This window comes from Wolbachia endosymbiont (group A) of Volucella bombylans (genome assembly GCF_964026965.1).
In the GTDB taxonomy this organism is placed as follows: domain Bacteria; phylum Pseudomonadota; class Alphaproteobacteria; order Rickettsiales; family Anaplasmataceae; genus Wolbachia; species Wolbachia pipientis.
Genome location: NZ_OZ034717.1, coordinates 85,065 through 102,747 on the forward strand (window position 1 = coordinate 85,065; position 17,683 = coordinate 102,747).

At 34.5% G+C, this 17,683-nt stretch carries 13 protein-coding genes and 3 pseudogenes; 8 read left to right on the forward strand and 8 right to left on the reverse strand.

All coding sequences use genetic code 11. From position 1 onward, the window contains the following. Nucleotides 1–14 precede the first annotated feature (14 nt). The 3 genes and pseudogenes from AAGD51_RS00435 to AAGD51_RS00445 form a co-directional block, all read right to left on the reverse strand. Entirely contained in the window at nucleotides 15–362 is a 348-nt protein-coding gene (locus AAGD51_RS00435; RefSeq protein ID WP_022626382.1) for an IS630 transposase-related protein, read from the reverse strand. Nucleotides 363–539: 177 nt separating this feature from the next. Continuing rightward, the gene (locus AAGD51_RS00440; protein ID WP_010962938.1) at nucleotides 540–2,153 is read right to left on the reverse strand and encodes a hypothetical protein; all 1,614 of its coding nucleotides are present in this window, start codon (nucleotides 2,151–2,153) and stop codon (nucleotides 540–542) included. 157 nt (nucleotides 2,154–2,310) lie between these two features. Continuing rightward, nucleotides 2,311–2,718, reverse strand: a pseudogene (locus AAGD51_RS00445) (IS4 family transposase); the annotation flags it as partial. Between the two features lie 216 nt (nucleotides 2,719–2,934). Here AAGD51_RS00445 and AAGD51_RS00450 point away from each other — a divergent pair. Continuing rightward, nucleotides 2,935–3,882, forward strand: a complete 948-nt coding sequence (locus AAGD51_RS00450) for an IS110 family transposase (RefSeq protein ID WP_209472550.1) — start codon at nucleotides 2,935–2,937, stop codon at nucleotides 3,880–3,882. Between the two features lie 612 nt (nucleotides 3,883–4,494). Here AAGD51_RS00450 and ubiB read toward each other — a convergent pair. Together ubiB and AAGD51_RS00460 are read right to left on the reverse strand one after the other, a co-directional pair. Beyond that, entirely contained in the window at nucleotides 4,495–5,925 is a 1,431-nt protein-coding gene (gene ubiB, locus AAGD51_RS00455) for a 2-polyprenylphenol 6-hydroxylase (protein WP_236514429.1), read from the reverse strand. Further along, nucleotides 5,922–6,662 (reverse strand): metal ABC transporter ATP-binding protein, encoded by a 741-nt coding sequence (locus AAGD51_RS00460; RefSeq protein ID WP_006279528.1) that lies wholly within the window; start codon nucleotides 6,660–6,662, stop codon nucleotides 5,922–5,924. The genes ubiB and AAGD51_RS00460 overlap by 4 nt, the downstream gene beginning before the upstream one ends. On the opposite strand from AAGD51_RS00460, the gene AAGD51_RS00465 reads away from it, so the two are divergent. After that, nucleotides 6,654–7,535 carry a zinc ABC transporter substrate-binding protein gene (locus AAGD51_RS00465; RefSeq protein ID WP_012673303.1) on the forward strand — a complete coding sequence of 294 codons (882 nt, stop codon included), beginning with the start codon at nucleotides 6,654–6,656 and terminating at the stop codon, nucleotides 7,533–7,535. The genes AAGD51_RS00460 and AAGD51_RS00465 overlap by 9 nt on opposite strands. Nucleotides 7,536–7,591: 56 nt before the next feature. Here AAGD51_RS00465 and AAGD51_RS00470 read toward each other — a convergent pair whose 3' ends face one another. Both AAGD51_RS00470 and rpmG read right to left on the reverse strand, forming a co-directional pair. After that, complete coding sequence (locus AAGD51_RS00470) at nucleotides 7,592–7,867, reverse strand: helix-turn-helix domain-containing protein (RefSeq protein WP_236514428.1); 276 nt, start codon at nucleotides 7,865–7,867, stop codon at nucleotides 7,592–7,594. A gap of 25 nt (nucleotides 7,868–7,892) precedes the next feature. Further along, complete coding sequence (gene rpmG, locus AAGD51_RS00475) at nucleotides 7,893–8,093, reverse strand: 50S ribosomal protein L33 (RefSeq protein WP_006279743.1); 201 nt, start codon at nucleotides 8,091–8,093, stop codon at nucleotides 7,893–7,895. A 149-nt stretch (nucleotides 8,094–8,242) separates the two neighbouring features. On the opposite strand from rpmG, the gene AAGD51_RS00480 reads away from it, so the two are divergent. From AAGD51_RS00480 to AAGD51_RS00505, 6 genes and pseudogenes are all read left to right on the forward strand, one after another. Beyond that, the gene (locus AAGD51_RS00480; protein ID WP_077188334.1) at nucleotides 8,243–10,006 is read left to right on the forward strand and encodes a ribonuclease E/G; all 1,764 of its coding nucleotides are present in this window, start codon (nucleotides 8,243–8,245) and stop codon (nucleotides 10,004–10,006) included. A gap of 86 nt (nucleotides 10,007–10,092) precedes the next feature. Then, a complete protein-coding gene (gene dnaK / locus AAGD51_RS00485; protein ID WP_077188333.1) occupies nucleotides 10,093–12,015 on the forward strand; it encodes a molecular chaperone DnaK in 1,923 nt (640 codons plus the stop codon). Between the two features lie 70 nt (nucleotides 12,016–12,085). Then, nucleotides 12,086–12,370, forward strand: coding sequence for a BolA family protein (locus AAGD51_RS00490; protein WP_077188332.1), 285 nt, complete (start codon nucleotides 12,086–12,088; stop codon nucleotides 12,368–12,370). A 7-nt stretch (nucleotides 12,371–12,377) separates the two neighbouring features. Continuing rightward, nucleotides 12,378–13,611 (forward strand): annotated as a pseudogene (gene metC, locus AAGD51_RS00495) (cystathionine beta-lyase). Continuing rightward, a complete protein-coding gene (locus AAGD51_RS00500) occupies nucleotides 13,586–15,157 on the forward strand; it encodes a UDP-N-acetylmuramoyl-L-alanyl-D-glutamate--2,6-diaminopimelate ligase (protein WP_341810466.1) in 1,572 nt (523 codons plus the stop codon). Before metC ends, AAGD51_RS00500 begins: the two are co-directional and overlap by 26 nt. A 50-nt stretch (nucleotides 15,158–15,207) precedes the next feature. Continuing rightward, a pseudogene (locus AAGD51_RS00505) lies at nucleotides 15,208–16,239 on the forward strand (IS66-like element ISWen3 family transposase); the annotation flags it as partial. A 4-nt stretch (nucleotides 16,240–16,243) separates the two neighbouring features. Here AAGD51_RS00505 and AAGD51_RS00510 read toward each other — a convergent pair. Continuing rightward, complete coding sequence (locus AAGD51_RS00510) at nucleotides 16,244–17,626, reverse strand: IS66-like element ISWen3 family transposase (RefSeq protein ID WP_341810389.1); 1,383 nt, start codon at nucleotides 17,624–17,626, stop codon at nucleotides 16,244–16,246. Nucleotides 17,627–17,683 lie beyond the last annotated feature (57 nt).

The window sequence follows — 17,683 nt, forward strand, 5'->3', positions numbered from 1 at the left end:
CGATAAATTGCTGCCTATCTTCTTGATTGCGCTCTTGATAGAATGTGACTTTTTTTAAAGGTTATTTTTAGCTGTCTTAATCTATACCAAATTGCACTTATCCCAAAGCCAAGGTTTTGTTTCATTTCTGCTAGTGTGTGATCTGGGTGTTTTTTGACATATTCTTTGAGTATTTCTGGATCTATTTTTCGAATAAAACCAGTACTTTTTACCGCTTTGAGACCTTGGCCAGTAGCTTTCTTTTTTAGCCATCTATATAGTGTTGCTATCCCTATCTCAAAAACCTCTGCAACTTCAACCTTTGACTTTCCTTTTTCTACCAAAGACACTGCTTTTTCCCTTAAATCTACACTATATACCATCGCTTTCCCTACTTTAAAAAAACATATTATACCTTTATCATTCGCTTTCGAAAATACTATAGTTAGCGGAATGACGGTTTTTCAAATTGTCGGTAAATCTAAGTCAGTTTAGCTATAATTTCCTAAATTTGCTCACAATCTCTTGACTTGACACATATGTTTTTTTCCCAAATGTTACTATCTTCCTCCTTTTCCTTTCTCAATTTGTGCAACCATTTCCTTTACATTTGCATGCGTGAGAAGGGAATTTTTGCTGACATGAGATTTTGGATCAGATTTTGCTGTTACGTGTTTCGTTGCAGATCTTTTATTCTCTGTTAGAAATGAATGAGATTGTTTTTTCTTCACACCGATATCCGCTTGTGCTGCTGGAGTGGTTTTGCTTTCAGCAAGCTGTACATTAGCATTTCCTTTTGCTTGATTTTGCTCAAATTTTTCTTTTAATGCCTTTACTTTACTGCCCATCTCGCGATTAGCTCCTCCTTTCATAGTAGCTGCTGCTACTTTTGGTATCGCCTTACCAGCAGCTTTTTGTGCTGATTTCCTATTGTCTTGATTTTCAGATTTTAGTGGTACTCTTTCAGCTGATTTTTTAAGAATTACTCCTACTACTTTTGGCTCTGTGCTTACTTTTTGATTAGCACGGCTTAGATTTTTAGGCTTTGGCGGTACTGCAGGTTTATCTTTGATTACCACTTTCGATTCTTGTCTAACTTCTTGACCAGTAGTAAACATTTTTTTTGGCACTTGCGGTGGTTTTGGTGGTACGAGGGATTGAGGTTGTTGTTTCTGCTTACGTTCTCTTTTTGCTTCTATATGTTCTTTAGGAACTGTTGCATAAATTGGCTCTTCTTTGGGCGATTTTGAACTCTGCGAATTTTCTATTAAAATTTTACTCTTCTTCTCTTGATAATTTGATATCTCTTTGTATACAGACTCTTCATTTAATGAACTTCCATAGCCTGAATCTTCTCTCTGCTCATATAAAGGATTTTCCTTTTGCTTTTTCTCTTGATAATTTGATATGTCTTCATATTCAGACCCCTGATCTAATGAACTTTCATAGCCTGAATCCTCAGAAGGATTTTCCTTAGCATCAGGCATACTAAAACTATTAGCTCCTTTTAGTAAAGAAGATGTAGACTTTGCCTTGCTTTCTCCATCTGAGGATATTTCTGATTTAAAGCGTACCTTCCTCGAATCTGGAGCAGCCGGAGGTGCTGTTGTTGGTCGCTTTATTTGCCTCATGCGATTACCACCTAATTTTTCTTTCGGCTGTTCTTCTTTTCGCAGCTCAAAAGTACCTTCCTTTTGCTTTCTACCTTCCAAACTCACTTCGTGTGATCTATCTTTTCCTTGACTCTTTTCACTTTGTTCTAAATTTAAAGAATCTTTTAAAATATTATTTTTTCTGAAATCTTTTTCTAATTGTTCCAAGAGATCAATTTTTTTTAAAATTCTTGTATACTTAGCTGCTGTTTCTAAAGTGAAACTTGACAACTCATCATTTACAAAATTACTTATACTACTGTTCTTGGTTGGAAAATTTTTTCCCAAAATTCTATTCATTAATGTTTTAAAAAGACCTAATGGCTGTTCTACATAATTGTTCAAGTCAGTATATATAACAAACTCAGCTATACCTTTTGCCTCACCTGTAAAACCTTCTAATGCATGAGATAAATCCCTTAACGTTTTGTTATATTGTTTCTCTGCATTTCCTAGCTTTACAGCTTTGATCAGAGAATCGAGATTTTTTTTATAGTTCTCACTTTTAAATGGATTATTCATACTAATTACAGCTCATTATTTATTAAAATATAGATCTAAAATATTAAGATCTAGTAAATGTTACTTTTGTAATTCATGTAGAACTATAGCTATAATAAGTAAGATTTCCCTACGTCATACCGCCGCGGTATCTCCAGATACCGCTAACAACTTACTATTACCAACAAATATGAGGTTCGTGAGCAAGTCGCCATCCTTCTGCTAAATCAAAGAGACGTTTATATCCTTTCCAAAGAGTAATTGGTCCTGGTTTTGGGTCGCTTTTTCTTGCTAAATGACCTCCAAGTTCACGAAACGGCTTCTTTTATAGTAGGGGCTATATTTGGACATGGTTTCCTGTGTATTTTAACATATAAAACTTTCCATTCTTCCTCAGCTAATAAGGCAGTACATGGTAATGTTGGGTTAGTTCTTGCAATTGATGTAATAAAGAAAATTCTCCAAGCAATAATGCTCATGACTGTTAAATACCTCATTAATCTTTCTGCTGTTCCAAGTCTACATTCCTCAACTTTGAGACCGGATTTAAAATTTTATGTAATATCTCTATTTTCCATCTAAGGCAATTGTAAGTTAAAAACGTGATATAAAAGAGATAAGAGAGAAAGATAACCCTGCTCACTAGGAATAGCGGGCGTGCGCGACCGAAAGGAAATTGGTATTACAACCGTTGGTATCAAGGTACGCTAGCCCTATCTCTCGATACGTTTGAATAGTTGCTTGGGACATATATATGCACCCGTTTACAATCTTAAATTAACTAAAACTATCGAGGTTTATTATGGTTACATCTTATCAAAATTTTATTGGCATTGACATCGGAAAATTTAAAAATGTCGTTGCAATTCACAAACAGAAGAATGCTGTCGAATTTGATAATAATGCTTCTGGTTGGCAACAATTATTTCAAGAGTTTTCAGATATTCTACCTAATGCTTTAGTGACTTTAGAAAATACAGGGAAATATGAGCTTGGCTTATCACATTTTCTTACCGACAAAAATATTGCCGTGCATCGAGCTAATACTCGTAAAGTAAAAAGCTTTATTTTATCTCACGGAACTTTAGCAAAGTCTGATAGATCAGATGCAAGAGCTCTTGCTCAATATGGATTTGAACGCCATAGAACTATCTCTCTATTTGTACCTACCTCTACAGAACAATCAACTTTGGCTGCACTTTGTCAACGTCGTGATGATATTACGCAAATGAGAACTCAAGAAAAATGCAGACTTGAAGCACCGGAAAATGATCATATAAAAGAAAGCTGTCAAAAGACCATTGAGTTTTTCGATAGTCAAATAAACGAACTCAATGATACTATACAAAAGATTATTGATGAAAGCCGCGAATTACAACAACGCCAAAAAATTCTTAAAACAGTTCCTGGAATAGGTAAAAAGTTATCACAAGATTTTTTGTGTTTAATGCCAGAGCTTGGTTACTTAAATAGAAAAGAAGTAGCAAGTCTTGCCGGAGTTGCACCGCATCCAAAAGAAAGTGGTAAAGCTGTTGGTTACCGAAGGATTACAGGTGGTAGAAGTAACGTTCGTTCAAAGCTCTTTACAGCCGCTATGGCTGCTACAAGGTCAAAATCTATACTTGGCGCCTTTTATTCTAAGCTTGTTGAAAGTGGTAAGAAGAAGATGGTGGCTATAACAGCCCTAATGCGTAAAATTATAGTAATTGCTAATACAAGACTTAAAGAAGCAATTAATTTGCATACTTAAAAATCTTCACAACGGTAACTGAAATTGGCTAATGAATATGTGCGTCCACACAGACTTAAAGCACATATTCATTAGCTTAAGCAGAAATTGCTGTGGTAGCTGTTTGATATAAAATTCTATTTCTATGACAAACGGGTTTTTATTGCCCATATAATTTGCAAAATTACACAAATAAAAAAATTTTTAAAAAACATAGTTGATACTATAGTTGAAATAGCACAGTTACTCACCCCATAAATTTGGTGCTCTCTTTCAATCAAAGGTGTCTTGCTGCTTGAAATGTTTTCTTTGTAAAAATTTGGCTTATCTTTATATCATCTCATTCAAACAGCATTAACATAACTTATGCCTTTTTTAGATGTAGAAATTTTCTAGGAATTGTCTTTTTGAATTCTATGGTATTTTGTTTAACATTGAAACAAGAGGCCAGTGTCACGCACTGGCATGACACCCATTTGTTCCTATAGTTGTCTTTTCTCGTCTACCTTATTTTGCCACTCTGCTGAACAGATACATAAAGAAAGTGGAAAATTGGACATTCTCAACTCGGCTCCTGCAGATTAAAAATTAAGTTGAATAAAAATTGGATTTGACGCAGTTTTTTCCCATAGTTTAAGAAATTAAAAGTTTAACGATTAGAATTATAATTACAAACCACAATAAAAAATAGACTTTTCCATTTGATTTATTTTTAATTTGGATGTTTTCTAATTTTTTATCAGCTATTAGGTTTAATTTTTCTATAAGGCTAAATATCCCTTGGATTGTTTTTACAGGATAAGAACTTCTAATTTTTTCCCTATACCCTATTTTACTTTCATGTTGACTGCTTATCCACGCTTCAACTACTTTCCACATATTGATTTCTGGGTAGATCTTTCTACATGTCCCTTCCAGTAAAATCATAGTTTTCTGCAGCAATAACAATTGTGTTTGAACTTTCATATCAAAATCACCAGTTATTTTTAATAGCTGAGCAAGTAAACTAGCAAATGAAATCTTCTGTATAGGCTGCCCAATAATGGGTTCACCTATTGCCCTGCAAGCTGTGACAAAATTTCTATGCTGTGATGAAACGTAACCAGCTTTAAAGTGCATTTTTGCAACGTGATCATAATCCCGATTTAAAAAGCCTTTGAGTATCTCTATAACGTAATAGCATGTCTCACGATCTATTCTACCCATGATTCCACAATCCAGAGCAATAATATTGTTATTACTATCAACCATTAGATTTCCAGGATGCATATCAGCATGAAAAAAACAATCCCTGTATACCTGATTACAAAACGATTCTATAAGATTGATAGCTATTTGCTTATGATTATTCAGTTTTTCAACTTCGTATATTGGCGTTGCTTCTATCCATTCTAATGTTAAAACCTTTTTTGCAGTTCTATTCCAATCTATTTCAGGTACATAAAAACCTCTGTCATTTTTTGTGTTTTTCTTTAGTTCCGAAGAGTGAGCAGCTTCAAAACGTAGATCTAACTCTAATCGGCAAATTTCAGCAAAAGTTTTAACTAATTCAATTGGCCTCAGCCTTTTTGATTGTTCGCTAAATTTTTCTGCAATTTCTGCAAGCCAAGAAAGCATTTTTATATCTCTTGAGAATGTTTTCTCAATATTTGGCCTTAAAACCTTCACAGCAACTTCCTTACCCTCAGTTGTAACCGCTCTATGCACCTGAGAAATCGATGCTGCTGCAATTGGCTTTTCAGAAAAGCTTGAAAAAATGTCGCTCAATTTACAATTAAACTCACTTTCTATAGTTTTAACTGCTATTTTATGTGAAAATGATGGCAATCTATCACATATCAATAACAAGTTATTTGTTATATCTTCATTTAAAACATCAGTACGTGATGAGATAGACTGCCCAAACTTAATGAACACCGGACCTAATTTTTCAAGAGCACACTTTAGCTTGTGGCCTTGTATTTTATTTATTGATTTTTTTGATGGTGGAAGTAAATAAGGTAATATATTGTAACGCGTCAGCACCGTAGTTATGTGCAGAAGACGCAAAATATTTTGAATCATTTCGCTGCGTAACTGCTAAATATTTCATTTAGGGTTCTATTTTTCATAATCTCATCAGGCTTGCCTTGGCAATAGATAGTATTATTTATACAAATTATGTAATCTGAGGATGGTAGAGCAGAGTTAAGATCATGAGAAGTCATAAGAATCGATACCAATCGTTTTTTTGCTATTTTATTTATAATATCATAAAATTTAGCCCGCGCGTTAATATCCATTGCACTAACTGGTTCATCTAGAATGATCAAGTCAGGCTCTGCAATTAAACAACGTGCAAGTAGCAATAATTGTGTTTGCCCTGCAGAAATTTCTAACACTTGATTCTTCAAAATGTTACCGATACCAACCAACTCTATCGTTTCTGTAATAATGGATTGATTTTTCTTTAGTCTTTTCAAGGAGCTATTTAAAAGGAAATATTCAACTGTTATTGGCATCAAATTACTAATACTAAAATTTTGCGGCATATAGCCAATTTTTATGTTGTCAGCAAATACGATATTACCGGTACAGCTTTTATTTATGCCAGCAATTGCTTTCACTAAAGAGGTTTTACCTCCACCATTTGGACCAAGTATTGTAATTATGTCTCCTCTTTCCATGAACATATTGATATTGTCAAGGATTCTTTTACCATCATATGTGAGAGCAAGATTTTCTATTTTTAGAACACGATTATTGACATTATTCAATTTATTGACAAAATTTAACTTCTTCTCAACGTTTATATGAGACATTTACTGACTTTTTTTCTATTACTTTCATTTACACTATACTATAATATCGCCTTTTCATCCAATTTAAAAGTTGTAGCTACAATCAAACCTATCCACTCACTTGTAGCTTCTATTACAGAAGGGATTTTAGAACCGGAATTGCTTGGCTATGCAACATCTGCGCATAATTATATATTAAAGCCATCTGATGCGAGTAATTTAGAATCAAGTGACGTTATATTTTATGTTGACGATAACTTAGAGACGTTTGTTCAAACTTTCGCCAAAAATAATAAAGAACTAGTGCAATTGTCAAAGGCAATCAACCTACTTCCTACTCGGCCACATTCATTTTCTAGAAAAATTACTCACATTAAAGATGAAAAAGATTTACACATTTGGCTGAGTCCCGAAAATGCAAAGAGCATGATACTTTCTGTAAGTGCAACATTGTCTAACATAGATAAAGAAAATTCCCATCGATACAACTCTAATGCAACAAAAGCTATAAAAAAAATAGACCAAGAAGTAAAAGAAATCATGAAAGAACTGAATGATTTTAAAAATCAAAAATATATCGTCACTCACGATGCTTATCAATATTTTGAAAAATATTTTGGTTTAAATCACCCAAGCGCCATTCTTTCCATAGAAGAGGATTCTTACATAGGTATGAGGAGTTTAATGAAGCTAAAAAAGATAATGAAGGAAGAAAACGTTAAATGTATATTTGCTCATTCACAGGAAGACAGCATAAAGCCTAATGCTCTTTCTAATGACGCAAAAATGGTAGTTCTTGATCCTATTGGATCAGACATAGAGCCTGGAAAAGATGCATATCTAGCTATAATCAATAACATTGCACAAAATTTTAAGTCTTGTTTTGTTGAGTAATAAGTTCCCTTTTAGCTTACTGTTTTATTGTTCTGCATTTATTTGTCCTTTACATATTATGCAGGTTTAGAATTATGCTTTATTCTTACGTTTATGTCTTGGCCCAATACAATCAATAAGTTAAGCAAGTATTCTAAGGAGAACCCTTCGATTTTTGACCTATTGATTTGAGATACTTTAGGCTGATCAATCTTTAGAGCGTTTGCTGCTTTTTTCTGCGTTGTGTATCTCTTACCTATTAATTGTGCAATGACCTTTATTAATTTCAGTTTTGTATCCTTTACATTGTCCAACTCTATTATTACAGGATAACTTAATTGTAAATTTTGCATAATAATAAACTTTCCTATAAAAAAACTACTTTAATTTTTCTTCTTTAAATAGCACATGCCTTCTGACTACTGGGTCATACTTTCTAAACTCCAGTTTTCTGGTGAGCTTTTTTGGATTACGCTTTTTTACATAAAAATAGCCTGTTGATTTTTCTTCACCAGCTCTTGTTGTCTTGATTGCAGTGCTGACTAACTTAACAAGCAAAGAAGCATTTTTTTTCGCCATACTTATAATGATATAATAAATTCTATGCGAGTTTATTACGCAAAATACTAAAAGTCAATCGAATAATGCAGATTGCAAAATCCTTGACAATCAACAGTGCATTAAGTAGCATAAAGTTAACTTCAGAATAAAAAGCAAACGGTAAATAAGTGATAAATAGTGGTAAAAGGGTATTATTGATAGAAAATTCTATCTGTTCTAATGAGGTAAGAGTTGCCTTGTCAATTAATAACAAGGTTGTAGAATTTGAACAAGAATTCAAGGAAAAAAAACAATTAAGAGGTAATATATACGTTGCTTATATAAAGCGTATAGAGCCTTCTTTGCAAGCCGTATTTATTGAATATGGAAAAAATAAGCAAGGTTTTTTGTCTTTTTCCGAGATATCTCTAGATTACTTCAACATTCCAGAAAAAGAAAAGGAAACTATCTTTGAGGGCTACTCAAATGACGATTGTATAGAAGAAGCCTCAGCAAATGTTTCTTCAGATTCTGCAGCTAGTAAGAATGTCAACGAATCAGGTAGTGGTTTTGTAAGAGAGGTACCTTTATATAAAAAATACAAATTACAAGATGTTATTTCAGTAAATCAAAAAATATTGGTTCAGCTAACTAAAGAGGAACGAGGCAATAAAGGAGCTTCATTTACAACATACATAACTTTAGTGGGTAGATACTGTGTTTTCATGCCAAATTCCATGAGCAAAGGTGGAGTGTCCCGCAGAATTGAAGATGCTAATGTCAGAAAGCAGTTAAAGGATATACTAAATTTAATAAACTTGCCAAAAAGATCAGGTTTAATAGTAAGAACTGTTGGTTCAGGAAAAAGTAAGAAAGAAATTGAGCAAGATTACAATTACTTATCCTCATTATGGCAGAGCATTCAAAAAAATGCCTTCTCTGTAAATGCTCCATCATTAATTTACAACGAAGCAGATGTAATTATGAGATCTGTTCGTGATTTTTGTAGCGATGGTATAGAAGTTATAGTGTCTGGAAAGGAATCTTTTGAAGCAGTTAAGCAATATGCTAACAATGCACTAAAAGGTAGTAAGTTGCGCTATAGATTGTATAGAGGTTATGCTCCGATCTTTACTTACTACGGAATCGAAGATCAAATTTCTGAGTTATATAGCAATAGAGTAGAATTGCCATCTGGTGGGTCTTTGATAATAACTTTAACTGAGGCGTTTGTTTCAATAGACGTAAATTCAGGAAAGATGACAGGAGAAGATAGCATAGAAGAAACAGCTTATAGAACCAACATGGAAGCAGTACCTGAAATATCAAGACAGGTGAATCTTAGGGGCCTATCAGGATTAATAGTAGTCGATTTTATTGATATGTTGAAATATCAGTATTGCAGAGCTGTTGAGTCTGCTATAAAGCAAGCGTTTAAAGACGATAAAGCTAAAGTTCAATTTAGCTACATAAATGACTTTGGTTTAATGGTATTTTCAAGACAAAGAATTAAACCAAACATACAAGAAATTAATACTACAGAATGTTTACACTGCAAAGGTACTGGAAGAATAAAATCAAACGAAGTAATTGTTTCATCAATACTAAGGGACTTACAACATATTGCTAACAAGAATCGAAATAAGTCTTTTGATTTAGTAGCACACAGTGCAGTTATAGCGCACATTTTTAATAACAAACGCAATACAGTTTCTACAATCGAAAAAGAGTTTAATATTACATTGAACGTTAGTATTGATAACAGTTTAGATGTAAATACATTTGTTTTAAAACAAGGAGATGATGTTAATTTAAACGGTTATAAGCCATTACAGAACTCTGGATACCAAATTGGGGATAGCAGCAATGAAGAAGCTGATAATTCAAATAAACTACGAGGCAATTTTTGGCTGACTAAGTGGCTTTCGCGCCTTTTAAGTTCTAATAACTAATTAGAAACCTAAATTGGGCTTGTAATTAATGAGCCCTATACTTATATATTCTTATATCAGATAATATTTACAATGGGGTACTCATTATGGGAAGAGCAATAGGCATAGATCTCGGAACAACAAATTCTTGTGTTGCAATAATGCAGGGCAAAGATACAAAGGTAATAGAGAATAAAGAAGGAGCAAGAACTACTCCATCTATAGTTGCATTTACTTCTTCAGGAGAAAGGTTGATTGGTGCTCCAGCAAAAAGGCAAGCAACCACCAATGCAAGTAATACCTTTTTTGCTACTAAGAGATTAATAGGCCGTCAATATAGTGATCCTGAGATGAAAAATCTAAGTGTACCATACAAAGTATTTGCAGCAAAAAGTGGTGATGCATGGGTTAAAACAACTGATAATAAAGAATATTCTCCTAGTCAAATTGGTGCATTTATACTACAAAACATGAAAGAGGCAGCAGAAGCTTATCTTGGAGAGGAAGTAAAAGATGCTGTGATAACAGTGCCAGCATACTTCAACGACTCTCAACGTCAAGCAACAAAAGATGCAGGAAAAATTGCCGGATTAAATGTACTCAGAATAGTAAATGAACCGACTGCTGCAGCACTTGCTTATGGTCTTGATAAGAAACATGGGCACACAATAGTAGTATATGACCTTGGTGGTGGTACATTTGACGTTTCAATACTTGAAATAGGTGATGGAGTTTTCGAAGTGAAAGCAACAAACGGTGATACCCATCTTGGAGGTGAAGACTTTGATAATGGAGTAGTGAGTTATTTACTAGATGAATTCAAGAAAAGTAATGGCATTGATTTGAAAAATGATCCAATGGCTATGCAAAGAATCAAAGAAGCTGCTGAAAAAGCGAAAATTGAATTATCAAGTGCAATGGAAACGGAAATAAATCTACCGTTTATTACAGCTGATGCAAGTGGTCCAAAACACTTAAATATGAAATTAACGAGAGCAAAACTTGAAAGCTTAGTGAATGATTTAATCGAAAGAACTATGGCTCCTTGTAAAAAAGCTCTTGAGGATGCTGGTTTATCTGCTAGTCAAATTGGCGAAGTGGTTCTTGTTGGTGGCATGACTCGTATGCCAAAAGTCATAGAGAAAGTTAAAGAATTCTTTGGCAAAGATCCACATAGAGGAGTTAACCCTGATGAAGTTGTAGCAATTGGAGCTGCAATACAGGCGGGGATCATTCAAGGTGATGTAAGAGATGTGTTACTACTTGATGTGACCCCACTTTCTCTTGGTATTGAAACTCTAGGAGGAGTATTCACTCCACTTATTGAGCGTAATACTACAATTCCTACTAAAAAATCTCAGGTGTTTTCAACTGCAGAAGATAACCAAACAGCTGTTACAATTAAGGTGCATCAGGGTGAAAGAAAACTGGCAGTTGATAATAAGCTACTCGGTCAGTTTAGTTTGGAAGGGATACCTCCTGCTCCGCGCGGAAGGCCACAAATTGAAGTGACATTTGATATAGATGCAAATGGAATAGCACACGTTTCTGCAAAAGATAAAGCTACTGGAAAAGAGCAAAAAATACGCATTCAATCTTCAGGTGGTTTATCTGATGATGAAATAAATCGCATGGTAAAAGAAGCTGAAGAAAAAGCGCAAGAAGATGAAAAGCGCAAAAAGTTTATTGAAGTGAAGAATCAAGCGGATAGCTTAGTCCATTCTACAGAAAAGTCTCTGACAGAGTATGGTGATAAAGTTTCACCAGAAGATAGATCTGCTATTGAAAATGCAGTTAACGAATTAAAAGAAGTTAGTAAATCTGATAACATTGATGACGCTGATTCAATACAGCAGAAAGTCACTAATCTTTCTCAATTATCTATGAAACTTGGAGAAGCTATGTATCAAGCATCTCAACAAAATAGTGCTGAAAATGGCTTTTCATCAGAAGGAAATCCAAATGATAAAGAGGAAAAAGTAGTAGATTCTGATTATCAAGACATAGATAATAAAGAAGAGAATAAGTAATTGCGATTGTCATCCAAGTAGCTGATACTGGGATGACAAGAAGAGCATATTGTTGCTTAAAGAAACCATTATGGATATTATTAAAACAATAGAAGAAAAGATACGCGATTCGATAGATGTAATTGATATCAACATTATCGATGAATCAGCAAAGCATGCTGATCATTATTTTGCTTCATCTTCAACATTACCTTCGCACATTAAATTAATATTAATATCTGACGGCTTTATTGGAATGAGCGTTCTAAAAAGACACAAGTTGATTTATGAGTTATTGAAGGGTGAGATAGAGCTAATACATGCAATTTCTCTTCACTTGTATACGCAAGATGAGTACAATTTAAAAAATAAATAATAAAAATGTGAAGGAAGAGTCTATATTAGTTAAAGCAGGAAGAAAATTTAATGACTATAAAGGTTCCATGAACCCGCCAGTTTATCATTCTTCTACCATATTATTCCCTACTTACAAGGACTACTTAAATGCAGCAAATGGAGAAAGTATATACGATGTAATCAACGATGGTGTTGCAAGGGATTATAGCTACAGTAATGTTGGTACTCCTACTGTTCATTATCTTTCAAATGCACTGGCTGAAATTGAAGGGAGTGGACAAGCGCTTATTTATCCTTCCGGACTATTTGCACTTACTTTTGCTATTCTAACTTTCGCTAAAGCAGGCTCGCACGTTTTAATTCAAGATAATAGTTATTATAGGCTTAGGAGGTTTGCAGAAAATGAGCTACCAAAAAGAGGAACAGAAGTAACTTTTTATGATCCAACACAGGATATAACTGATTTAATTCAGAGTAATACTTCATTGATAATGATCGAGACTCCTGGTTCTGTAACGTTTGAGATTTCGAATATAGAGCATATAGTAAAAGTTGCTAAAGAACGTGGAATTGTAACCGTTTGTGACAATTCATGGGCCACTCCTTTGTTATTTAAGCCGCTTGATTATGGAGTTGATGTTGCACTATATGCGGTGACAAAGTATCTAGCCGGTCACTCAGATTTAGTGATGGGAGCTATGGTTGCTGAAGGTGAAACTTTTAAATTGCTTTATGAGAGCTATAAAAATTATGGAGTAACCATTCAATCGCACGACTGCTACCTTGCACATAGGGGACTAAGAACACTGCATGCACGTATGGCAAGGCACCAAAATACAGCAATGGAAGTGGCAAAGTGGCTAGAAAAACATTCAAAAATCAAAAAAGTTTTGTATCCAGCACTTCCCTCCCATCCTCAACACGAATTATGGAAAAGTTACTTCAAAGGAGCAAGTAGCGTATTTAGTATAATACTGGATAGAGAATATTCATGTGAAGAACTAAGCTGCATGGTTGATCATATGAAAATTTTTAGTATTGGTGCTTCTTGGGGAGGGTGTGACAGTTTGATATTACCAATAGATCGTAGATCTATGTCAAGATCTGTAATGAATTCAGATTATGGTGGAAGTTTCATGCGGATATTTTGTGGACTAGAAGATTCTGAGGATTTGATCTCTGATTTAAATGCTGCACTAGCAAGACTGCCATGTTTGAATATCAAAGCTGGCAGATGAAACTGAGAGAATTACTGCATAACATTATTGATGTTAACTTTGATATTGAAATCAAGGGCGTTACATGTAATCCCAAGAGAGTCAAGGAAGGTTATCTTTTTGTTTGTGTGTCAGAAAGGAGTAAAGAATACGCAACATGCGATACTGGAATCCATATCCTTCCTACTGAATCACAGTGTTACGTACACAACTGTGTAGACGTTGTGATACAAGGGGCCAAGAAAGATGTCATCCCAGTGCTTGACTACTTGGATCCAGAAAATTTAATTGTAAATGAACACACTAAGCAATTGTATAATAAAAACTGGATTCCAGTGTCAGCTACTTGCATGACAAATACTCCGGGTTTTGCAGTGCTTGAACACCTAAACCCTCAAGAAATATACAGCGAAATAGTCAGCAGGTTTTATCAATTCAAACAGCCCAAATATGTTGCTGCTGTAACTGGTACAAATGGTAAAACTTCAGTAGTAGAATTTTGCCGCCAGATCTGGCAAAACTCTGGCTATAATGCTGCGTCTATTGGAACACTTGGAACATGCATCAATAATGGCAGAAAAGGTAATAGCAACAGCCTTACCACTCCAGGTGCAGAAGACCTTTACGCAACATTGCGTGGTATAAGTGTAGAACACTTAGTGTTGGAATCATCAAGTCATGGGATTGATCAATACAGAATCCATGGATTAAAGTTGAGTGCTGCAGCTTTTACTAATTTCTCGCAAGATCATTTAGATTACCATAAAAGTCTTGGTGGATATTTAGAAACTAAAAAAAGGTTATTTTACGAAGTATTACCAGAAGGAAAAACAGCGATTTTAAATGCGGATATAGATGAATATGGCGCATTGCTTAAAATAGCTGAAAAACGCAGTAATAAAGTTGTGACTTATGGAAAAAAAGGCTCTGATATTACTTTATTAGAGCAAACATCAACCCCTAATGGTCAACATCTTACAGTAAAAATTGATAACCAAATTTACAATACATTTTTCCCAGTTTTAGGAAAATTTCAAGCATATAATCTGCTATGTGCAATTGGTATATCTGGATTAAATTACAGAGAAATATGCGTAGAAAAACTCGTTTCTCCACCAGGAAGAATGGAAAAAGTGAAACCTTTTGCATTCGTGGATTACGCTCATACTCCAAGTGCGCTTAAACAAGCCCTATTGTCTTTAAAATGGCATATCAACAAAAAAATAATTCTAGTTTTTGGATGCGGTGGAAATCGCGATCAGACGAAACGTTCAGAAATGGGCAAAATAGCACAAATGTATGCAGATAAAGTAATAATTACAGATGATAATTCGCGTGATGAAGATCCGGCAAAAATTCGCCACGATATTTTGCTACATTGCCCTGATGCACTGGAGATAGGAGGTAGGAGAGAAGCTATAGAGAAAGGCGTAGATATTGCCTATAACGAGGGTATGATTCTGCTAGTTGCAGGAAAGGGAAATGAGAAATTTCAAATTATAGGCAACCAAACTTTTGAATTTAGCGATGTTGAGGTTATTAAAAATAAAGTTGCATCTTGGTATCCGTTCAGCGGAGTGGCAGAATAAGGTAGACAAGGTGATCTAAAAAGATAATCATAGAGCAAAAGTGAAATAATATGGTAAACCTTTTAGAACTTTGCAAAAATTTACAGCAAAAAATAGAAAGGTTAGAAGCAAAAATAGAAAGATTGGAAAAAGAGAATGAAAGTTTAAAAGCAGAAAATAAGGCTTTAAAGATAGAAAATGCTGAGTTAAGAGAAAGACTCGGTTTAAGCTCAAAAAATTCATCAATACCAAGTTCCAAAGAGTTGTATAAAATAAAAAAGAATAAGCCGAAAAGCGAAAGGAATATTGGCGGTCAGGTTGGTCATAAAGGAAGTTTTCGCGCCAACATGGATGCAGATAAAGTAGTAAAGATAGAGTTGCCTAATACTTGCGAATGCGGAGGAGAAATTGCAATATGTGAAAAACCATATATTCATCAGAAAGTTGATCTTCCAGAAATCAAGCCTTATGTAGTGGAATATCAGTTAGAACATGGCCGTTGTCGGAGATGCGGAAAGAGAAGAAGTAGCAAGTTACCGGAAGGTGTTACGCCAGATACATTTGGTCCAAGGGTTAAGTCAATAATTGCAGCGTTCAGCGGATTCTACAAAAATTCAAAACGCGAAATAGCGAGTGTCGTAAATGATATCTTCAATTTGAACATAAGCGTCGGTAGCATATCAAATAGTGAACATAGAGTTGCTTCAAAATGCAAAAAAATGTATGAGCAGATCGAACAAGAGATAAGTAGGAGTAAAGTTCTACATATTGATGAAACGAGCCATTATAACAAAGGTAAACTCGCTTGGTGTTGGATGTTTGCAAGCAATACGGCAAGTTTTGTAAAATTTACAGAGTCAAGAGGAATGAAAGTTTTACAAAATAGTAAATTCTGCAATCGCAATAGCTTGGTAATAACTGACAGGTATGCAGCATACAATTATTTTGCCGATAAAAACAGGCAAATCTGTTGGGCACATTTATCAAGAGATTTTGAAAGATTAGCACATAGTTGGAATATTGAAGTTAAAGTTCTGGGTTGTTACTTGAGAAACGTGGCCACTGAATTATTTGCACTAAAAAAAGGTATCCGTTCAGGAGAGTGGTTTAAGAAACAATAGATAGGAGATTTTGGAAAGGATTGAGACTCCTTTGTTTCCAAGTTAAGTATAATGAAATTATCCGCTCAAGGAATGTATTTCCCCGCTTTGATTGTGTAAAATATGAGTTTTTGCGATAAACGACATAATGCCGAATTTGCCGTTCAGCGTGGTTATTTGTCAGCGGAATATTTTCTGGGTCATCTAAAAATTTCCACATCATTCTTTCAGATCTCAGAACATTTTTTGCAACTCGAGAGGCTCCAATTGCTTCAGGTAAACGAGATATCTCCTTCAAGTAATACTTTGTACGTTTTCTTAATTTTCTGGCACGTCTGACAAACCTCAAAACATCTATCTCACTTTTTAGTAAAGCTTTTTTTAGTGCAAATAATTCAGTGGCCACGTTTCTCAAGTAACAACCCAGAACTTTAACTTCAATATTCCAACTATGTGCTAATCTTTCAAAATCTCTTGATAAATGTGCCCAACAGATTTGCCTGTTTTTATCGGCAAAATAATTGTATGCTGCATACCTGTCAGTTATTACCAAGCTATTGCGATTGCAGAATTTACTATTTTGTAAAACTTTCATTCCTCTTGACTCTGTAAATTTTACAAAACTTGCCGTATTGCTTGCAAACATCCAACACCAAGCGAGTTTACCTTTGTTATAATGGCTCGTTTCATCAATATGTAGAACTTTACTCCTACTTATCTCTTGTTCGATCTGCTCATACATTTTTTTGCATTTTGAAGCAACTCTATGTTCACTATTTGATATGCTACCGACGCTTATGTTCAAATTGAAGATATCATTTACGACACTCGCTATTTCGCGTTTTGAATTTTTGTAGAATCCGCTGAACGCTGCAATTATTGACTTAACCCTTGGACCAAATGTATCTGGCGTAACACCTTCCGGTAACTTGCTACTTCTTCTCTTTCCGCATCTCCGACAACGGCCATGTTCTAACTGATATTCCACTACATAAGGCTTGATTTCTGGAAGATCAACTTTCTGATGAATATATGGTTTTTCACATATTGCAATTTCTCCTCCGCATTCGCAAGTATTAGGCAACTCTATCTTTACTACTTTATCTGCATCCATGTTGGCGCGAAAACTTCCTTTATGACCAACCTGACCGCCAATATTCCTTTCGCTTTTCGGCTTATTCTTTTTTATTTTATACAACTCTTTGGAACTTGGTATTGATGAATTTTTTGAGCTTAAACCGAGTCTTTCTCTTAACTCAGCATTTTCTATCTTTAAAGCCTTATTTTCTGCTTTTAAACTTTCATTCTCTTTTTCCAATCTTTCTATTTTTGCTTCTAACCTTTCTATTTTTTGCTGTAAATTTTTGCAAAGTTCTAAAAGGTTTACCATATTATTTCACTTTTGCTCTATGATTATCTTTTTAGATCACCTTGTCTACCTTATTCT